The sequence below is a fragment of the Bacillus sp. FJAT-26390 genome, assembly GCF_001682865.1.
Taxonomy (GTDB): Bacteria; Bacillota; Bacilli; order Paenibacillales; family Paenibacillaceae; genus Pristimantibacillus.
In genome coordinates this window covers 26263-42727 of the sequence record NZ_MAQX01000036.1, presented here as the reverse complement: position 1 = coordinate 42727, position 16465 = coordinate 26263, and the positions used below count along the sequence as shown (strand labels likewise).

The following is a 16465-nucleotide window of genomic DNA, read 5'->3' as shown; positions in this document are numbered from 1 at the left end:
ACATCAGATAAGAAGGACGGTGTTCTAATGGCGACAGGATCGCGGAAAAAACTTGAAGGTAACGGGATGTGGGAGAGCAGCCGAATGATGCTGCCTGAGCATAAAGTGGCATTGAATGCATGGGATATCGAGCGGCAAAAACGGCAGCGGATCCATCTTGATGAGCAAGAATGGGAAGATGTATCGCGTTCGGTTCAAGAATCAATGCAGCGGAGAGAACCAATTAAGCTTAAGATGTTTCATGAATTTGAGGATCTCGAAGTTAACGGCATCGTGGATCGGGTTGATCAACTGCAAGGCCGATTTATGGTTGACGGCGAATGGTTTCTGATTAAGGATATAGAGGGCGCCAGTCTTGAGCATTGATCGCCAAAAACTGGTCGAGCATCTTGAAGGTAAGGCAGAGGAGCTTCGACTAAAGATCGACGGATATGACGAGGCAAAGAGCATCGACAGTGGAATGATTTTGATGTGGGTTGCTAAGAAGATCATGCTCACGCATCTGCTTGATGACTTGTATAAAGGTAATTTTGACGAAGAAAAAAAGCCGCTTAGCGAACCTTGAATTCGCAGGCGGCTTTTACATAATGCATTCCATTAATTGTGACGGTGTGATCGTCTTGTTTCTCAATCACGCCGCCAAAGTCGATGATCTCGCCATCCTGCCATGCAACGACTGGTGTTTGATTGAATTTGGCGGCGGCTAGATGTTCGTGTGTGGTAAGAGCAAATCCTGATCTAAACATTATTTATCAAAAGAATAAATAAATGAACCTAACGCCAATAAAGTTGCTGCAACGATAACGAAGCGTAATAATACCGGAGAAAAGACATTCCACAAGTCCTCAACTATTCTCACATCAACCCCTCCTTTCTACCTAGTTCTTTCGACACCAAAAGAGGAAATCCTTTCCTGTTGGCGAAATATGTTGAAAAGGGAGGTGTTAATTATGAAATGCTTTAGATGCGAAGGAGAAGGCAAGGTAGTAACAGAAGAGTGGGATCGTGAGTGGGATCGTTTTAGCCATAATGCTCCTTCCAATTACGATACGAAACGACACATGGAACGATCGGGGATCACAAAGTACAAAAGTTGTCCGGTATGCAATGGTTTAAAAGTATTAACAAATGTCAAATTAGATGATTTAAACGGTAAGAACGCAAGGGTCATCGAGGTTTCGAGAGAAGGTGTATCTCTAATTGACTTTGTATTGATAAAATTTGATGACGATACCTTTGCGAAAGTACTTATTAAGGATTTAGAGATAGGCAAACGTTAAAAATATGATGAAGTCACTCAAATGAGTGGCTTTATCTTTTTCGAAAAGAGCATAAGCAATAGTATAAAGAAGTACGAACGTGTGTTAGGTTGTTTTCTTCATGAAAATCGCTAAAAGAAAGTTTGACTCCAAAATGTTCCATCGATATAATGACCTTGTTCTTCCTCTCAAGTTACAAAGTCCGTATGCTTTAAATATAAATGCGCGTCTTACGCGCTTCCATGCCTTTAGTGAGGAGCAAAGCGACCTCATGCTTTTATACCTGCTCTACCTTATATCGTTATCAGAGTCGCCCTTAAATGGAGCGGCTTTTTTTATTGCCACGAAAGGAGGGTTTATATGATACTGCAACGGCTATCCATATTCTCAATATTCCTCACGCTATTTTTATATATCAACGTTGTGCCGATTAGAGACGTTCCTAGCAATTTTATTCTGACAGATCGGACAGAGCCAAAACGAAAAGAAGAAGCTGATCATGGCTAAGAAGCCCGCGAAGGCAACGAGCAGCAGGCCAGATGTACAGACGATCAACGTTACATATAAGTGCGGTCATGAGGGCAAGCGACGAGAGATCGTTTATCCTCATGTTGGCATTTCGCATACGCTTAGCTGGATCAAAAATAACGTGAAGTGTGGTGAGTGCTATTGAGTGTTGTAATGATTCTATGTTATTTAGCAGTCGCATTAATAATCTTCGCCCTAGTGGCTTCATTGATCGTAATCAAGATAATGATCAAAAAGCATAAAGGTTTTAATAAAGAATATAGCGCAGCTGAAGCGCAAATAAATCTGACCAAAGATCATATGAGGAATAGAACATGTATGATTCTGTGGTAGTAAGTCCATAAGGTTTAAGACTTCTATCCGCCAAGGGAACGTTGTTTGCGAACAGCCGCGGTGATCGATGGTGTTGCAATGCGGGAGTATCAGGGACAGAACGTGCGAGTACAGGCTCGGAAGCCCTGAAAATATTTGAATTTGGGTCCCTCTGGACTTTGAAACAACTGCGGGTACGCGTGAGCCCGATTTTCAACTAGTTTTATTTCAGAAAATTTCCTTCCGCTTCCGAATCAGTCAGGTCGTTATTGATATTTTTAAATAATCGGCTTCATTAAAGCTAATTGATTTCATCGTTGGGATGGATTGGATATAAACGGAAGTGAGGTGCCGACGATGGCAAAGAAAAAGACGGAATCCGAAACGACTATCAACGATAGCATAATTCAAACAGGCGAGCTGGCCGCCATCGTCGGAAAGTCGGATCGTTGGGTTAGGCAGCTCGTTACTGAAGGCGTGCTTAAACCAGTAAGTCGAGGCAAATTCGTGCTCGGCCAAGCAGTTCGGGATTACATTGAGAACCTGCTGGGCGGCAAAGAAGATAGCAAGAAGCCAAAACTGATCGACTATAAGACCGAGCATGAAAAGACCAAGGCGGAGAAATCCGCGCTTGAGCTTGAACAGATGAAAGGGAATCTGCATGCTGCTGCCGATGTCGAGAGATTACTATCCGATTTAATTCTGACGACTAAGTCACGGATGCTTGGCGTCCCGAGCAGGATTGCAACGGAGTGCGACAATGAGCCAGCTGACGTTGTGGAGTCCATTGTCCGCCGAGAGATCGAAACGGCATTGTCGTCGTTGGCAAAGTACACCCCGGATAAGATTGGGGGCGAATTAGATCATGGTAGTCCGGAAGACAGTTGACTTATTCACGCGATCCAATCGTCATTGGGAGCCGAAAAGGCGCCTCAGTGTTTCAGATTGGGCGGACCAGCACCGTGTATTGACTACCGAAAGTAGTGCAGAGGCGGGTCCGTGGCGGACGTCTAGGGCTGAATACCAACGCGAGATCATGAATTCGATTGAGTTTTGGGAAGAAGTCGTGATCATGGCTTCAGCTCAAGTCGGCAAGACGGAATTCTTGCTGAACGTTACCGGCTCTTACATTGACCAGGAGCCTTGCCCTATCATGCACGTTCTCCCGAACGAGGATTTGATTCAGGCGTATTCTAAGAAGCGCCTCACTCCAATGATTAATAACAGTGAAGTGCTGCGAAGCAAGATCGGAGTTGCCAAATCTCGGGACAGCGGAAATACCATTGAAGAGAAGTCTTTCCCAGGCGGATATGTGACGATCGTCGGGGCAAACGCACCTTCTGGCTTGTCGTCAAGACCAGTCCAGATTGTATTGTGTGATGAGGTGGACAGGTTTCCTGTTTCAGCAGGTAAGGAGGGCGATCCTATCTCGCTTGCGACTGCGCGGACCAAGACATTCAGACACAAACGCCGTCATCTATTCGTTTCAACGCCGGTTGATAAAGAGACCTCACGGATCAACCAGCTTTATGAGGATAGTACAATGGAGCAGTGGTGTCTTCCTTGCCCGCATTGCAACGAGCTGCAGGCGCTGCGCTTCAAGGATGGCATTGTTTATGAGCATTATGTCTCCGAGAGTGGCGAGATCGTCGTCACGAAGGCTGAACATCGCTGCGTATACTGTGGCGTGCTTGGCACTGAAAAGGAATGGAAGCGCGGAGAAGGTGCTTGGATCGCTCGTAAAGAGCATTCAACTCGGCGTGGCTTTCACATCAATCAGCTTTCCAGCCCGTGGTCAGATTGGCGCGAGGTTGCGAAAGCTTTTTTAGTTGCAAAAAGGGAAGGCGTAGACAAGCTAAAGGTTTTTATAAATACTGTCCTCGGTGAGCCTTGGGAGACAAAGCAAAAAGGCGTAAACGAGAAAACACTAGCAGCTCGTCGTGAACCATATTATGAAGTTCCTGCTGATGTAAAAGTTATAACGGCTGCCATCGATACTCAGGATGACCGCTTTGAGATCGAGGTAAAAGGGTGGGGCGCTGGTAAAGAATCGTGGGGAATTGAATACCACAGAATTTACGGCAACCTAGACAAACCGGATATATGGCGCGAGCTGGATGAATTCTTGTGCCGCTCATGGATTGGGGAGAATGGTCGTGAATATCGAATCATTGGCGCATGCATGGACTCCGGTGGACACTATACAAAAGAGGTTTACGAGTTCACGCGACCAAGGAACTACCGCCATATCTACGCGATAAAAGGGCAAGGTATCAGCGCGAAAACAGCTAAAGAAGTCCCTTTTATTCATAAAAAAAGCAAGACACAGCTTGAGGGTGCCGCGCTCTGGATACTTGGCGTTGATGATGGAAAAGTCAAAGTGTTCGATAGCCTGAATGTTAAGGAACCGGGTCCACTATACTGCCATTTCCCTGGTGAGGATAGGGGATACACGGAAGAGTATTTCCTTGGTCTGACAGCTGAAGTACCTGTCTATCAAACCATTAGCGGACAAAAGTATAAGACTTGGAAAAAGGTAAGGGACCGAAATGAACCGTTCGACTTAGCTGTCTACAATCGAGCGGTCATTGAAATATTGCGACCAAACCTTTCCTTGCCGATCGAACGGCAACCTAACGGTCCGAAAATAGCACCGGGTGGAGCGGTGGTCGGCAAGAAACGGCGTAAGCAAGGAGTATCAAGCAGCATCTAAATTGCGTGAAGGGAGGTGAAAGGGAAAATGCCAAGAATGACACTTGCAGAAGCTCAAGCTATGTATAAATTATGGACCGATGCGGAGATCGCGCTTGCGACTGGTCAATCATACAGCATTGCTGGCCGATCATTAACGCGTGTAGATATGAGCACGGTGCTCGAACGCAAAAAATATTATGGTCGCATGTGTAATGAACTTGAATCGGGCAGACGGCGCACTAAAGTGAGGAGCATTACCCCGTTTGATCTATGAACAGGCTCGATCGGATGATCGGGTTTGTAGCTCCTGGGTGGGCGGAGAAGCGCGCTTCATCCCGTGCAGAGACTGCAAGGCATGAAGCTGTACGAAACGTCATGGCGGGTTATGGGAAAGGCTACGGCCGCCACGGAGCCAGCCAGACGAAAAAGTCCATGGTGATGTGGCAAACGTCTGCAGGTGATGCTGATGCAGATATCCATAATAATTTGGAGCAGTTGCGGACTCGGGCGCGAGATTTGCATATGGGATCGGACATTGTAGCAGCAGCGCACAAAGGGTTGCGAACAAACATTGTCGGTACCGGACTTAAGCTTAAGCCTGCATTCGATTCCAAATATCTGAAGCTCAGTAAGAGTCAAGAGAAAAAGCTTCGCGACAGTATTTATAGGGAGTGGTCCATGTGGGCAGAAACAACCAAATGTGACGCCGCTGGACTTAATGATTTTTATGAGCTTCAATCATTGGCCTTTATATCATCACTCATGAGTGGGGATGTGTTCGGCTTATTGCCGATGTTGCCACGAAAGCATTCCGTATATGACCTTAGAGTTAACATCGTTGAAGCTGATCGATGTGACACGCCGCTTGCGGCCGCGCTATTGAAACCAGAGCTCATTCAATCGGGGGTTGAGGTGGATGATGACGGTATGGTCGTCGCATACCACTTTTCCAATCATCATCCCGGAAGCGACACGACCGCAGTTTCTCCAAAGGATTGGGTCAGGGTGGAGAAATACGGCAAGCTTACGGGACGGCTCAACGTCATCCATTTGTTTGAAGCTGAGAGACCGGGGCAGCGCCGGGGGATTCCTGTTATTTCACCGATCATTGAATCGCTGAAGCAACTCGATCAGTACACAGAGGCAGAACTGATGGCTGCTGTCATTGCGGCCATGTACACCGTATTCGTGAAGACTCCTGCAGAAGATGATGACTATATGCACGGCATGGAATCCCCTGAGACAGACAACCAATATCAGGAGCCAATACCCGGAACTGGTGGCGATAATGTCAAAATGGGGCGTGGAGCTATTGTCTATTTGGATCCTGGCGAAGAGGTTCAGTTTGCAAATCCAACGCGTCCGAATCCTGATTATGTCGGGTTCGTCAACGCCTTGCTGCGGCAGATTTCGGCGGCGCTGGAATTGCCTTTTGAAATTCTGACCAAGCAATTCACTTCATCGTACTCCGCAAGTCGTGGTGCACTGTTGGAAGCTTGGAAGATGTATCGAATGCGTCGATCTTGGTTGGCGAAATCTTTTTGTCAGCCAATTTATGAGGAATGGTTTGTTGAGGCGGTAACTAAAGGCCGTATTGACGCGCCGGGCATCTTTGATGATCCGGCTATTTTCCATGCCTACACGCGGGCGGAATGGCATGGTCCAAGCCAAGGGCTGCTTGATCCAACGAAGGAAGTTGACGCTGCGGTTACACGTATTGAAAACAACTTTTCGACGGCGGAGCGCGAAACTGCAGAGCTTACAGGCGGTTCATGGGAACAAAACATTGAGCAGCGTGCATATGAAAAAACTCGGTTGGCTGATCTAGGACTTTCTTCTAATGTCGGTGCAGATCCGCAACAACAAGCTTCAGGAAAATCAGAAGATGATGCAGATGAAAGCTCGGAAGGGGGTGAAGAAGAAAATGCCGAAAAAGGTCAAGCTTAACGGCACTGTTGTCGGAGATAGCGAAGCATGGATCTATGATTGGTTCGGAATTCCAACAATCAATCCCGGAGCTGTAGCCAAAGTACTCGAAGATGCTGGCGATGAGGATATTGAAATTTCGATAAACTCCGGAGGCGGTTCGGTCTTTGCTGGTTCAGAAATTTATACCATGCTCAAAGAACATGCATCGAACATTATAGTGAAGATAACTGGGGTCGCAGCAAGCGCCGCTTCGTTTATCGCAATGGCAGGAAATAAGGTAACCATTTCCCCTACCGCTCAAATTATGATCCATAATGCAACGACCAGTGCTTGGGGCGACAAAGGGGTCATGGAGCAAGGCCGTGGGATGCTTAGTAGCACGGACGAGGCTATTTCAAATGCTTATGCCATTAAAACGGGCATGAACCGCGACGAACTGCTTGCCATGATGAACAAGGAAACTTGGCTTAATGCTCAAGAGGCGCAGCGACTTGGGTTTGTGGATGAAATCATGTTTAGTGAGAACGAACACGCCGTAACAAACAGCATTTCAATGGGGGCGGTGCTCCCAGCAGAAGTCATTGATAAATTACGTAACGAGCTTTTAAAAAACAAAAGCATCGATGGTTTAGATTTAACGAAATTGTCAGCCGGGACGGTCACCAACAATGCAGGTGAGCCAGTTATTGAACCAAACGGACATAACGAGAACGAGGAGGGCGAATTGCCGATGAATTTTACTGAATTGAAAGAGAAACACCCGAACTTGGTCAATGAAATTATGACACAGGCCATTAAAACGGAGCGCAGCCGGATTGCTGCGCTTAATGATTTGGCGGGAGCTCCTGGGGCTGCGGCGTTTATCAAAGATGCCATTGCTAATGGCGATACTGCCGGTGATGTTGCGATGATGATCGTGAAAGCTTCTGCTGAACGTGTATCCCAAGAATCTGAAAATAGAATCAAGGACGCACAAAACAGCGGTGCAGCAGCGGTCGTTACGCAACAGCCAGCTGATCAAGCCGTGAAAGACGCTGCCGAGGAAGAAGCAGCTGTTGACAATATGGTTAGTTATGCAACAGAGCTTATTAACAAACTAGGAGGTAGAGGCTAATGCCAGCATATGAAAGCCAGAAGTTCGACGACCTGTTCGCCGGTAATGTTAAGCCGCCGACAGCAATTGCAATCATCGTCAAGTCCGGAAATGGAATTGTAACGCGAGGAACGGTGCTCGGAAAGCTGTCGCAATTGGCGGAGTCTGATCTTTACGCAGGCACACCAATAACTTCAAAGGTTGATTCGACCAAAACGGACGGCTCCGAAGATCCGTTTGTTGTCCTTGCGGATGTCGAGGTAAACGCCACGTCTGCTGACGTTCGAGCTGTCGGCTATACTGACGGAGAATTCAACCGCGATGCCTTGAAATTCGGCGGCACAGACACTGTTGCTACCCATGAAACGGCTCTACGTAATATCGGAATTATCACAAAACGAGTGGTTAAATAAGGAGGCCCAACAATGCCAAGAGATATCTATTCTTTCCCGCACCTGTTCCGCGTAGTCGAGGCGCTACCAAACCCGAGCATGTACCTTGTTGACCAATTTTTTGCAGAAGGTGAAACCTTCGAAAAAGATGAAATCGAGATCCAGACGAAAAAAGGTCACAAGCCGATCGCTCCATATGTTAACGAGCTTTTGCCTGGTAAAGTCGTGCTTCGCACTGGTTTTACGGCTCAACAATACAAGCCGGCATTGCTCAAACCAATGCGTACTATTACCACTATCGATCTTCAAGTTCGACAAGCGGGCGAAAGTCTGTACAACCCTGATGGCCCAGAAGTTAGAGGGCAAAAGCTACTAGCCAAAGACATTGTCGAATTAACGGGAACAATCAATCAAAGGAAGGCGCAAATGGCCTCCAGCCTAATGTTTACGGGTAAAGTCACTCAGATTGGCGAAGGTGTTAATCAGGAATTGGATTACGATTTCGACAACATGTATACCCTCTCAGGAACGGATCTCTTCTCCAATGACGCCGCGGATGTACTAGGCCTTCTTGGGAACATGAAACGTGATGTTATGGAGAAGAGCGGACGCACACCGCGCAAAATTTTGACGACCTTCGCAGTTGGCAAACGAATCATGAGCCACCCTAAAGTGGTTGACATTGCAAAAATCAATAACAACAGCGTGATTAACGTCGGCAACCTCAATCAAGAGATGCTGCCTGATGGAGTTACCTATCATGGATACCTTCAGCAGATCGACCTTCATGTTTACAGCTTGATTGCAAGCTACACCAATGAAGATGGCGATGAGGTCGATTTCATACCTGTTGGTACGTTGGCAATGCTTCCTGACGGTAAGCCGTTCGAATTCGCATATGGCGCTAATCTAATCATGGGAGACAACGGCGCCTTCCAGTATGTCAAAGCTAAAATAACGCCGCAATCTTGGACTACGAAAGAGCCGGCTGCTCGTTACCTGCAAATGATGTCTCGTCCATTTCCGATACCTGCTGATGTAAACGGCTGGGCAGTCGGGAAAGTAATGTAAAGGAGGGTAAGTGACAATGGCATACACAGTAAGCAAAGGCACCGTGTCCCATAACGGAAAAGAGTACCGAAAAGGCACTGAAATATCGGGTTTGAAAAAGGAAGATGCTGAACGTTTGATCGAACTTGGTGTTGTCGTGGAAGAAAAGCGCAAGCTTGCAGCGAAGGACTCCACAAACGACACGGAATAGGCAAAACTATGAACTTACGCGAGCAGATGAAGCTTGACGTGAAGCAAACATTCATTAACCCGAATGAGTTTGCAACCATTCACACAGTTGACGGCGTCCAGATAAAAGCTGTTGTCTCCGAAGGCACGGACAACCCCCACCCTCTTGCATACGCGGAGGGTGTTTCGCTTGTTCGGAAACTGGCTCATTTTGATGCTGTAGAATTTGATATTGCGTTTGGGGGCATCCCGCGTGAGGGGATCCGTTTAACGTTGGATGGTGTCGCGTATACCGTTGTCAAATCGTCGGATGACTGCGGAATCTATGCGGTCACGCTGGAGGTGAACGTCGATTGAAGGTAGAGGGTTTGCGGGAAGCTGTGAAGGTCGTCAAATCTTTAAAAGAACGTATGGACGAAGTCTCTTCGAAGGCCCTTAACCGCGTTGGTGAGGGCGTCATGACAGAAGCAAACCGCAAGGTACGGGAAACATATCAGATTAAAGCATCCGAGGTAAAGGGTGCTTTGAAGCTGGTTTATGCGTCCGCTTCATCTGGCGAGGCCATCATTAAAGCGAGCGGCCCTAATCTTCCGTTAACACGCTTCAAGTACAGTCCGAAAAATTGGAATCCTCGTAAACCGAAACCAGCAAAGGTCGAGGTCAGAAAAGGGGAGTCCAAGACGATTCGGTCTGCTTACATCCGCAACACTGGCTCAAAAGTCATGGTCATGAAGCGGAAATTCCCCTCCGGACAGAGTGGAGTTAAACGGGTAAAGAACCCACAGGGCAACTATCCAGAGCTACCAGTTGAAGAAATACGCAGCCCAGCTATCGCAGTCATGCTGAATGCTCCAGAGGTTATCAAGCATGTTGAGGAACAAGCCGAGGAGCGTATGCACAAGCGGTTGGACCATGAAATAGGCCGTATTCTGAAATGAGGTGACCAGATTGTCTACCCCGATTTTGCTCAGCGGAGCAATAAAACGATTTATCGAGGCTGTTATAGCGGATAACGTATCACAGCAGCCGGCAGTCCATGAATTTTATCTGCCCGAGAAAGTTTTGGGGAACCAGAACGTTCCTGAGTTTCCGTATATCATTGTACGGCTTCATAAAGGCGAAACACAGGCGGACGGTCATAAGGTGATTGTTAATCTGTATTTCGGAACGAAATCGGAAGATGCAGAAGCACCTAAAGATGTATTCAACGTCATGGAACGTGTGAGGCTGGCGCTATTGAAAAACCGGACACTGGAAAGACAGTTTCGACTTGAAGTAGAACAGCCGAACGCATATAAATGGGAGTTTTTCGAGGGGCAGCCTAGCCCAGAGTATATTGGTCAGGCTATCACGACATGGACGATCCCGACTATTACTGAGGAGGTGGAAGGGATATGAACGATCAACAAGGAGTGGAGCAAGAAAAGCCGAAAACGCCGAAAGAAAGGGTGCCTAAAACCGAAAAGACCGAACCGGTTGAGCAACTTATTTACATCGGCCCAAATCTGCCGGGTGGTCGCTTGTCGCAGTACACGGTATTTCGCGGCGGGCTGCCGGTCTATCTGAGCGACCTATTGGAGCAGCAACCGAGTATTAAGGAATTGATTGTTCCTGTTGCGGAGACGGCAGCGACACAAGCAAAAACAAATATGTCCGGTACGCCGGAGTACATTGCATATCAAAATCTCATGACATTGAGAGGATAGGAGGTCAACATGGCACATGGCGTTACAGTAAGAGAGCAAGCAACTTCAGTTGTATCCCCTGCACAGGTCGCTTCTGCGATCCCTGTTGTTATCGGTACAGCTCCAATCAATATGAGCAAGTTGGCTACGCTACCGATCAACGTTCCAATATTGGCTAATTCCTTTGCGGAAGCAGTCGAAGCGCTTGGGTATTCGGATGATTTTGCTTCATATAGCCTTTGTGAGTTCATGGATTCGCATTTCCGGCTATTCGGCCTGTCTCCGGTTATCTTTATCAACGTACTGAATCCGGCAGATCATAAAACAACGGTGGCGCCTGCCAGCGTAACTATGACGGCGGGCGTAGTCAAAATTACGACCCAAGGCGTGATGTTGCCGAGTGTAGTGGTCAAGTCATCTGATGGAACAACCACTTACGCTAAAAACACGGATTATACGATTGATTTTGATAAGGACGGTAATGTCGTTATTTCGCGCAAGTCTACCGGCACAATTCCAGCCAACGCATCTGCATTGCAGGTTGGCTATGATCGTCTCAATCCGTCTGCCGTTGATACGGCTGATATTATTGGTGGTGTCGATGTTGTTTCCGGCAAACTTACTGGGTTGGAACTAATCAATCAGGTATTCCCGCGATTCGGCCTTGTACCAAGTCTGATCGTAGCACCAGGACACTCCACAGACCCAACAGTCGCAGCGATCATGGTTGCCAAAGCAGGGAACATCAATGGTCATTTTAAAGCTTTGGCTTTGACGGACGTTCCGGCCACATCGGCGGGCGCGGATCAATACAGTGAGGTGCCTGGTTGGAAAAACACCAACAACTATACGTCTAGGCGACAAGTGCCGACATGGCCTAAAGTAGCGCTAGGAGGCAAGCAGTATCATATATCGACCCAGCTTGCAGGTGTGATTGGCGCGACTGACGCCGCCTATGACGGTATTCCTTATGCATCTCCATCAAACAAAACGCTACAAGCTAATGCTGCTGTATTGGCTGATGGCACAGAGGTTTTCTTAGGACCTGATCAAGCAGCCTACTTAAACGCCCAAGGGATCGTCACAGCGCTCAACTTTGTTGGCGGGTGGAAAGCATGGGGCAACAATACAGGCGCTTATCCAGCCAACACGGACGCGAAGGATGCATTCATTTCTATTCTTCGCATGTTTGACTGGATCTCCAACACAATCACGCTCACATATTGGGCAAAAGTTGATAATCCTATTAATAAACGATTGATCGAGACCGTAACGGACTCTATTAATATTTGGCTTAATGGACTTACGTCTACTGGCGCGCTGCTAGGTGGCCGCGTTGAATTTAACGCTTCAGAAAATCCAACAACGGATTTACTTGGAGGCATTATACGTTTCCATGTATTTATTGCTCCTCCGGGACCAGCGCAAGAAATGAATTTTATACTGGAGTACGATCCGAGCTACCTCGGTTCGTTATTCGGATAAGGGAGGATGACAAGTCGTGAAAATACCTGAGAAAATTACGGGATACTCTGTTTATCTCGATGGTTCGACCTATCTCGGCGTTGCTGACGTCGAGCTGCCTAGCCTCGAAGCATTGACAGAGACGATTAAGGGAGCTGGAATTGCTGGTGAAGTGGACTCACCGACAATCGGACATTACGGCAGCATGGGTTGTTCGCTTAACTGGCGGACCATTGATCCATCGGCCATCAAGCTCGCAGCACCAAAAATGCATGCCATCGATTTTCGGGCAGCACAACAAACACTTGACTCAGCAGCTGGATCGTACGGCAGTTCGCCAACGAAAGTATCGGTTAGAGCAATACCGAAATCTTTATCGCTTGGCAAATTTGAAGTCGGAGCTACTACGGATACGAGTAATGAATTCGAGGTGACCTATATCAAGATTCTAGTTAACGGAAAAACGTTGCTGGAGATCGATAAGTTCAATTCGATTTGTATCATTGATGGTGTGGATTATCTTGCAGCCGAGCGCGCAGCGCTAGGCAACTAAAGGAGACCTGACAAATGGAAGAAGAAAACAATATGAATAAGTATGTACTGAGCAAGCCGGTTGATTTCGATGGAGAAATCTTTAAAGAGCTTGACTTGGATTTTGATAGCTTGACCGGAGAAGATATCCTATCGGCTGAGCGTCAATTTAATGCCATCGCGGCTAAGACTAGGGATGTGGTATCGATGAAAGAAACATCAAAATCATATCTGTCTTTGGTCGCTGCACGTGCTGCCAAGGTAGCTCCTGAGCTAATGAATAAGCTATCAGCGAAAGATTTTTCAAAGGTAACGGTGCTAGCGCAGAATTTTTTGCTCGCATAGGATTGTTCGAAGATGGAGGGCTGCTGTTGTTGCGTAAGCACATAGCAGCCCTTTCTGGCGCTTTAAATACACCTATGCCCTATTTCCTTGGCTTGCCACTAGAAGAGCTACAGGAGTGGGGTAAGGCGGCCCAGCGACCGAATAAGAGGTGATTTAACTGTCTGGTAAAGTATATAAAATTGCATTTGAGCTCGCGGCTAAGCTAGAGGGGACTTATACCTCTGGCATGACGCGAGCTCTTTCTGATCTTACGGAGCTTGAAACAAAGGCGCGAGCGCTTAACAGTATTCGCCTATCAGGCGATATGGTTCGTCCGCTTCGTGACGGGCTGCAGGACCTTGAACGACATTTCCGTGACATTCGTACAACTTCGATGCCTACAGGAGTATTTACGAACATGCTCACTGAGCTTCGAGAGGCTGTCACTAGCTCGCGAGAGTTGGCCCGAAATCTAAGGGATATAAGCACGATACGGATGCCGGGTAACATGTTCGGAAATGACATGACGCGCTATTTGAGGGATGTTGAGCAACTAGAGAGACGCATGCGCGATCTGCAAAATGCGGGTGGACCTGGAGGAGGAGGCGGCGGAGGCGGGGGAGCACTCGGTGGTGGTGCAATGTTGGGTGGTGCTGCTGTGGTCGCTGGAGCAGGGATTGCAGCAGTTGCCGGTGTAGGACTAGCTGGTGCTGCTGTGTTCAATATGGCTGACGATTACCAAAGCGCACTTGCTCAAATTCAAGTTGGAACCGGCGCTGCGAAAGCGGACATGGCCGGGCTTGGCGATACCATGGTTAACATCTATAACAACTCCATGGGTGAAAACTTCATGGACATTGCTAATTCGCTAAGCCAGGTCCAACGGGTTACGCAGCTCTCTGGTGACGCGTTGGAATCAACAACGAAAAATGCCATCGCCTATCGTGACGCATTTGGCGAGGACATCACCGAGAGCATTAAAGCTGCAGATACCATGATGAAAAATTTCGGTATATCCTCAGACGAAGCTTACAGCTTACTTGCACAAGGCGCTCAAGGACCGTTAAGCAAAACAATGGACCTGCTCGACACAGCTAATGAGTACAGCTCCTACTTCTCCAAGCTCGGTTTCTCTGCTAACCAAATGTTTGACACGTTTGCTGCTGGCTTGGAAGCAGGGGCTTTCTCGCTGGATAAGGTTGGGGATGGGATTAAAGAATTCGGAATACGGACGAAAGACGGATCAAAGGGCTCTATGGATGCCTATAAAGCACTTGGGCTGAGCGGTACTGAAATGACAGCACAATTCGCTGCTGGCGGACAAACTGCACAAGAAGCATTCTTAAAAACTTCTCAGGCTATTAGTGCCATCAAAGATCCGGTTGTTGCTAACGCGGTATCGGTTCAATTGTTCGGTACCCAAGCGGAAGATCTGGAATCACGAGTAGTGCAAGCCATGACTTCAGCGCGGAGCCAATTCGACATGACGAAGTATACGATGGGCGAAGTGGCCAAGATCAAATATGGGACGATCGGAAAAGCCTTTGAAGGAATAGGTAGGCAGCTTCAAACAGGGCTCTTGCTTCCTATCTCGAAGGCGGCGCTGCCGTTGCTGGAAAAGTTCAGCGGTTTTCTATCAGATGCTATGCCGGGAATCCAAGCAGCGTTTGGCAAGATAGGAGCGGCGGTTGGTCCGGTTTTCGAAAAGATTTCCGGCATCGTCTCCGGAGTGTGGGATAGCTTCGGTGGCGGCGATGCTGCTTCGGGAATGGGTTCGTATATCGATGGTTTGATTGATTACTGGCATTTCTTTTCGGATAGTGTCATGGGAATTTGGGACATGATTAGTCCACATGTAATGAGCGTTATGGGCTCTATTGGAAAGATTATCAAGCAAATATTTCCCATCGTGTTTGCCATCGGAAAAACTTTTCAGCAGGTCATGACAAAAGTGGTGTCTGCTGTTATGCCAGTAGTAGGCTATCTCATGTCAAAGTTGTTCCCTGTACTATCGACTATCTTTAGTTTTCTGGCGAATGAAGTTATGCCGGTTATTTCAGGCGTGATTGCTGCGATATTACCGAAAATCATGATGGTTGGGGATAAGATAGCGGAGCTCTTCACGGTTATTTGGGAAATTATCAAACCGATTGTAGATGGCATATTTGATGCGTTTAATGTTGTGTTTCCAATCATACAGTCGATTGTATCCAATGCCATTACAGCAATAGGAGGCATACTGAGCGGTTTGTTTGATGTCTTGGGTGGTATCATCGACTTTGTTACAGGTGTCTTTACGGGTAATTGGGGCAAGGCATGGGAAGGAGTGCGCAGCGTTTTTGAAGGCATCTTTAGTGCGTTAGGCTCCGTGCTCAAATTCCCGATTGACCTCGCAATTGACGCAATAAACGCAGCTATTCGTGGCATCAACAAAGTGAGCTTTGATGTGCCAGAGTGGCTTGGAGGAGGTACATTCGGTGTTGATATACCGGAAATACCAAAGATCGGCGGCTATGCGGATGGCGGGTACGTCACACAGCCTGAGCTCGCATGGGTTGGTGAAGGCAAGTCAAACGAGTGGATCATCCCAGAGAACAACAGTCAGCGTAGCCGCGATTTATGGCAGTCGGCAGGATCGTCTATGGGACTGATGCCGCAAGGTGGCGGAGATACCTATCAGATATCGTATAGTCCTAACATCATCATACAGGGCAATGCGGATGAGCGAACATTGCAGCGTGCGGTATCAGCCGGACATGATGATTTTGAAAGACGGATGGATTCGTATATTGCTCAGCAAAGTCGGGTGAGTATGAAATGACTTATATGACCTCACAAGGCGATACCTGGGACATGATCGCATACAAACTTTACGGCAGCGCTAAAATGCTGCCTTTACTTATCAAAGCTAACGGGCAGAATGCGGGTACAGTCATCTTCTCGGCTGGATTGCTGCTACAGGTCCCAACTGCGCCAGAGGAATTGCCTACTGATTTGCCGCCTTGGAGGAGATAA

At 47.5% G+C, this 16465-nt stretch carries 21 protein-coding genes; all 21 read left to right on the top strand.

The window, feature by feature from the left end:
* Window positions 1-27: 27 nt before the first annotated feature.
* The 21 genes from A7975_RS30815 to A7975_RS30710 all read left to right on the top strand — a co-directional run bounded on the left by A7975_RS30815 (window position 28) and on the right by A7975_RS30710 (window position 16465).
* Complete coding sequence (locus A7975_RS30815) at window positions 28-366, top strand: YolD-like family protein (RefSeq protein WP_065387717.1); 339 nt, start codon at window positions 28-30, stop codon at window positions 364-366.
* Complete coding sequence (locus tag A7975_RS30810; RefSeq protein ID WP_065387716.1) at window positions 356-565, top strand: hypothetical protein; 210 nt, start codon at window positions 356-358, stop codon at window positions 563-565. The genes A7975_RS30815 and A7975_RS30810 overlap by 11 nt, the downstream gene beginning before the upstream one ends.
* 385 nt (window positions 566-950) lie before the next feature.
* Window positions 951-1280, top strand: a complete 330-nt coding sequence (locus tag A7975_RS30800) for a hypothetical protein (RefSeq protein WP_065387714.1) — start codon at window positions 951-953, stop codon at window positions 1278-1280.
* A 478-nt stretch (window positions 1281-1758) separates the two neighbouring features.
* Window positions 1759-1932 carry a hypothetical protein gene (locus A7975_RS34415; protein ID WP_176707849.1) on the top strand — a complete coding sequence of 58 codons (174 nt, stop codon included), beginning with the start codon at window positions 1759-1761 and terminating at the stop codon, window positions 1930-1932.
* 524 nt (window positions 1933-2456) lie between these two features.
* Window positions 2457-2987 (top strand): hypothetical protein, encoded by a 531-nt coding sequence (locus tag A7975_RS30785; RefSeq protein WP_065387711.1) that lies wholly within the window; start codon window positions 2457-2459, stop codon window positions 2985-2987.
* Window positions 2965-4812, top strand: coding sequence for a phage terminase large subunit family protein (locus tag A7975_RS30780; protein ID WP_065387710.1), 1848 nt, complete (start codon window positions 2965-2967; stop codon window positions 4810-4812). Before A7975_RS30785 ends, A7975_RS30780 begins: the two co-directional genes overlap by 23 nt.
* Before the next feature lie 27 nt (window positions 4813-4839).
* On the top strand, window positions 4840-5067 hold the full coding sequence (locus A7975_RS30775; RefSeq protein WP_065387709.1) for a DUF6148 family protein: 228 nt from the start codon (window positions 4840-4842) through the stop codon (window positions 5065-5067).
* Window positions 5068-5081: 14 nt separating this feature from the next.
* Window positions 5082-6740 (top strand): phage portal protein, encoded by a 1659-nt coding sequence (locus A7975_RS30770; RefSeq protein ID WP_218061042.1) that lies wholly within the window; start codon window positions 5082-5084, stop codon window positions 6738-6740.
* Window positions 6679-7836, top strand: coding sequence for a head maturation protease, ClpP-related (locus A7975_RS30765; protein ID WP_176707848.1), 1158 nt, complete (start codon window positions 6679-6681; stop codon window positions 7834-7836). The genes A7975_RS30770 and A7975_RS30765 overlap by 62 nt, the downstream gene beginning before the upstream one ends.
* Window positions 7836-8228, top strand: a complete 393-nt coding sequence (locus A7975_RS30760; RefSeq protein ID WP_065387706.1) for a head decoration protein — start codon at window positions 7836-7838, stop codon at window positions 8226-8228. The genes A7975_RS30765 and A7975_RS30760 overlap by 1 nt, the downstream gene beginning before the upstream one ends.
* A 12-nt stretch (window positions 8229-8240) precedes the next feature.
* Window positions 8241-9278 carry a major capsid protein gene (locus tag A7975_RS30755; RefSeq protein WP_065387705.1) on the top strand — a complete coding sequence of 346 codons (1038 nt, stop codon included), beginning with the start codon at window positions 8241-8243 and terminating at the stop codon, window positions 9276-9278.
* Between the two features lie 16 nt (window positions 9279-9294).
* Window positions 9295-9468: a DUF7210 family protein gene (locus A7975_RS34410; protein WP_176707847.1), complete on the top strand. Its 174-nt coding sequence runs from the start codon at window positions 9295-9297 to the stop codon at window positions 9466-9468.
* A gap of 8 nt (window positions 9469-9476) precedes the next feature.
* Window positions 9477-9803, top strand: a complete 327-nt coding sequence (locus A7975_RS30750) for a hypothetical protein (RefSeq protein ID WP_065387704.1) — start codon at window positions 9477-9479, stop codon at window positions 9801-9803.
* Complete coding sequence (locus A7975_RS30745; RefSeq protein ID WP_065387703.1) at window positions 9800-10384, top strand: phage tail protein; 585 nt, start codon at window positions 9800-9802, stop codon at window positions 10382-10384. The genes A7975_RS30750 and A7975_RS30745 overlap by 4 nt, the downstream gene beginning before the upstream one ends.
* Window positions 10385-10394: 10 nt before the next feature.
* Window positions 10395-10844 (top strand): hypothetical protein, encoded by a 450-nt coding sequence (locus tag A7975_RS30740; RefSeq protein WP_065387702.1) that lies wholly within the window; start codon window positions 10395-10397, stop codon window positions 10842-10844.
* Window positions 10841-11152 carry a hypothetical protein gene (locus A7975_RS30735; protein WP_082198568.1) on the top strand — a complete coding sequence of 104 codons (312 nt, stop codon included), beginning with the start codon at window positions 10841-10843 and terminating at the stop codon, window positions 11150-11152. The genes A7975_RS30740 and A7975_RS30735 overlap by 4 nt, the downstream gene beginning before the upstream one ends.
* A 9-nt stretch (window positions 11153-11161) precedes the next feature.
* On the top strand, window positions 11162-12616 hold the full coding sequence (locus tag A7975_RS30730) for a phage tail sheath family protein (protein ID WP_065387701.1): 1455 nt from the start codon (window positions 11162-11164) through the stop codon (window positions 12614-12616).
* Window positions 12617-12632: 16 nt separating this feature from the next.
* Window positions 12633-13148 (top strand): phage major tail tube protein, encoded by a 516-nt coding sequence (locus tag A7975_RS30725; protein WP_065387700.1) that lies wholly within the window; start codon window positions 12633-12635, stop codon window positions 13146-13148.
* 14 nt (window positions 13149-13162) lie between these two features.
* Window positions 13163-13471 (top strand): phage tail assembly protein, encoded by a 309-nt coding sequence (locus A7975_RS30720; RefSeq protein WP_082198567.1) that lies wholly within the window; start codon window positions 13163-13165, stop codon window positions 13469-13471.
* A 487-nt stretch (window positions 13472-13958) separates the two neighbouring features.
* The gene (locus tag A7975_RS30715; RefSeq protein WP_141680462.1) at window positions 13959-16271 is read left to right on the top strand and encodes a phage tail tape measure protein; all 2313 of its coding nucleotides are present in this window, start codon (window positions 13959-13961) and stop codon (window positions 16269-16271) included.
* Window positions 16268-16465 (top strand): tail protein X, encoded by a 198-nt coding sequence (locus tag A7975_RS30710; protein ID WP_065387698.1) that lies wholly within the window; start codon window positions 16268-16270, stop codon window positions 16463-16465. The genes A7975_RS30715 and A7975_RS30710 overlap by 4 nt, the downstream gene beginning before the upstream one ends.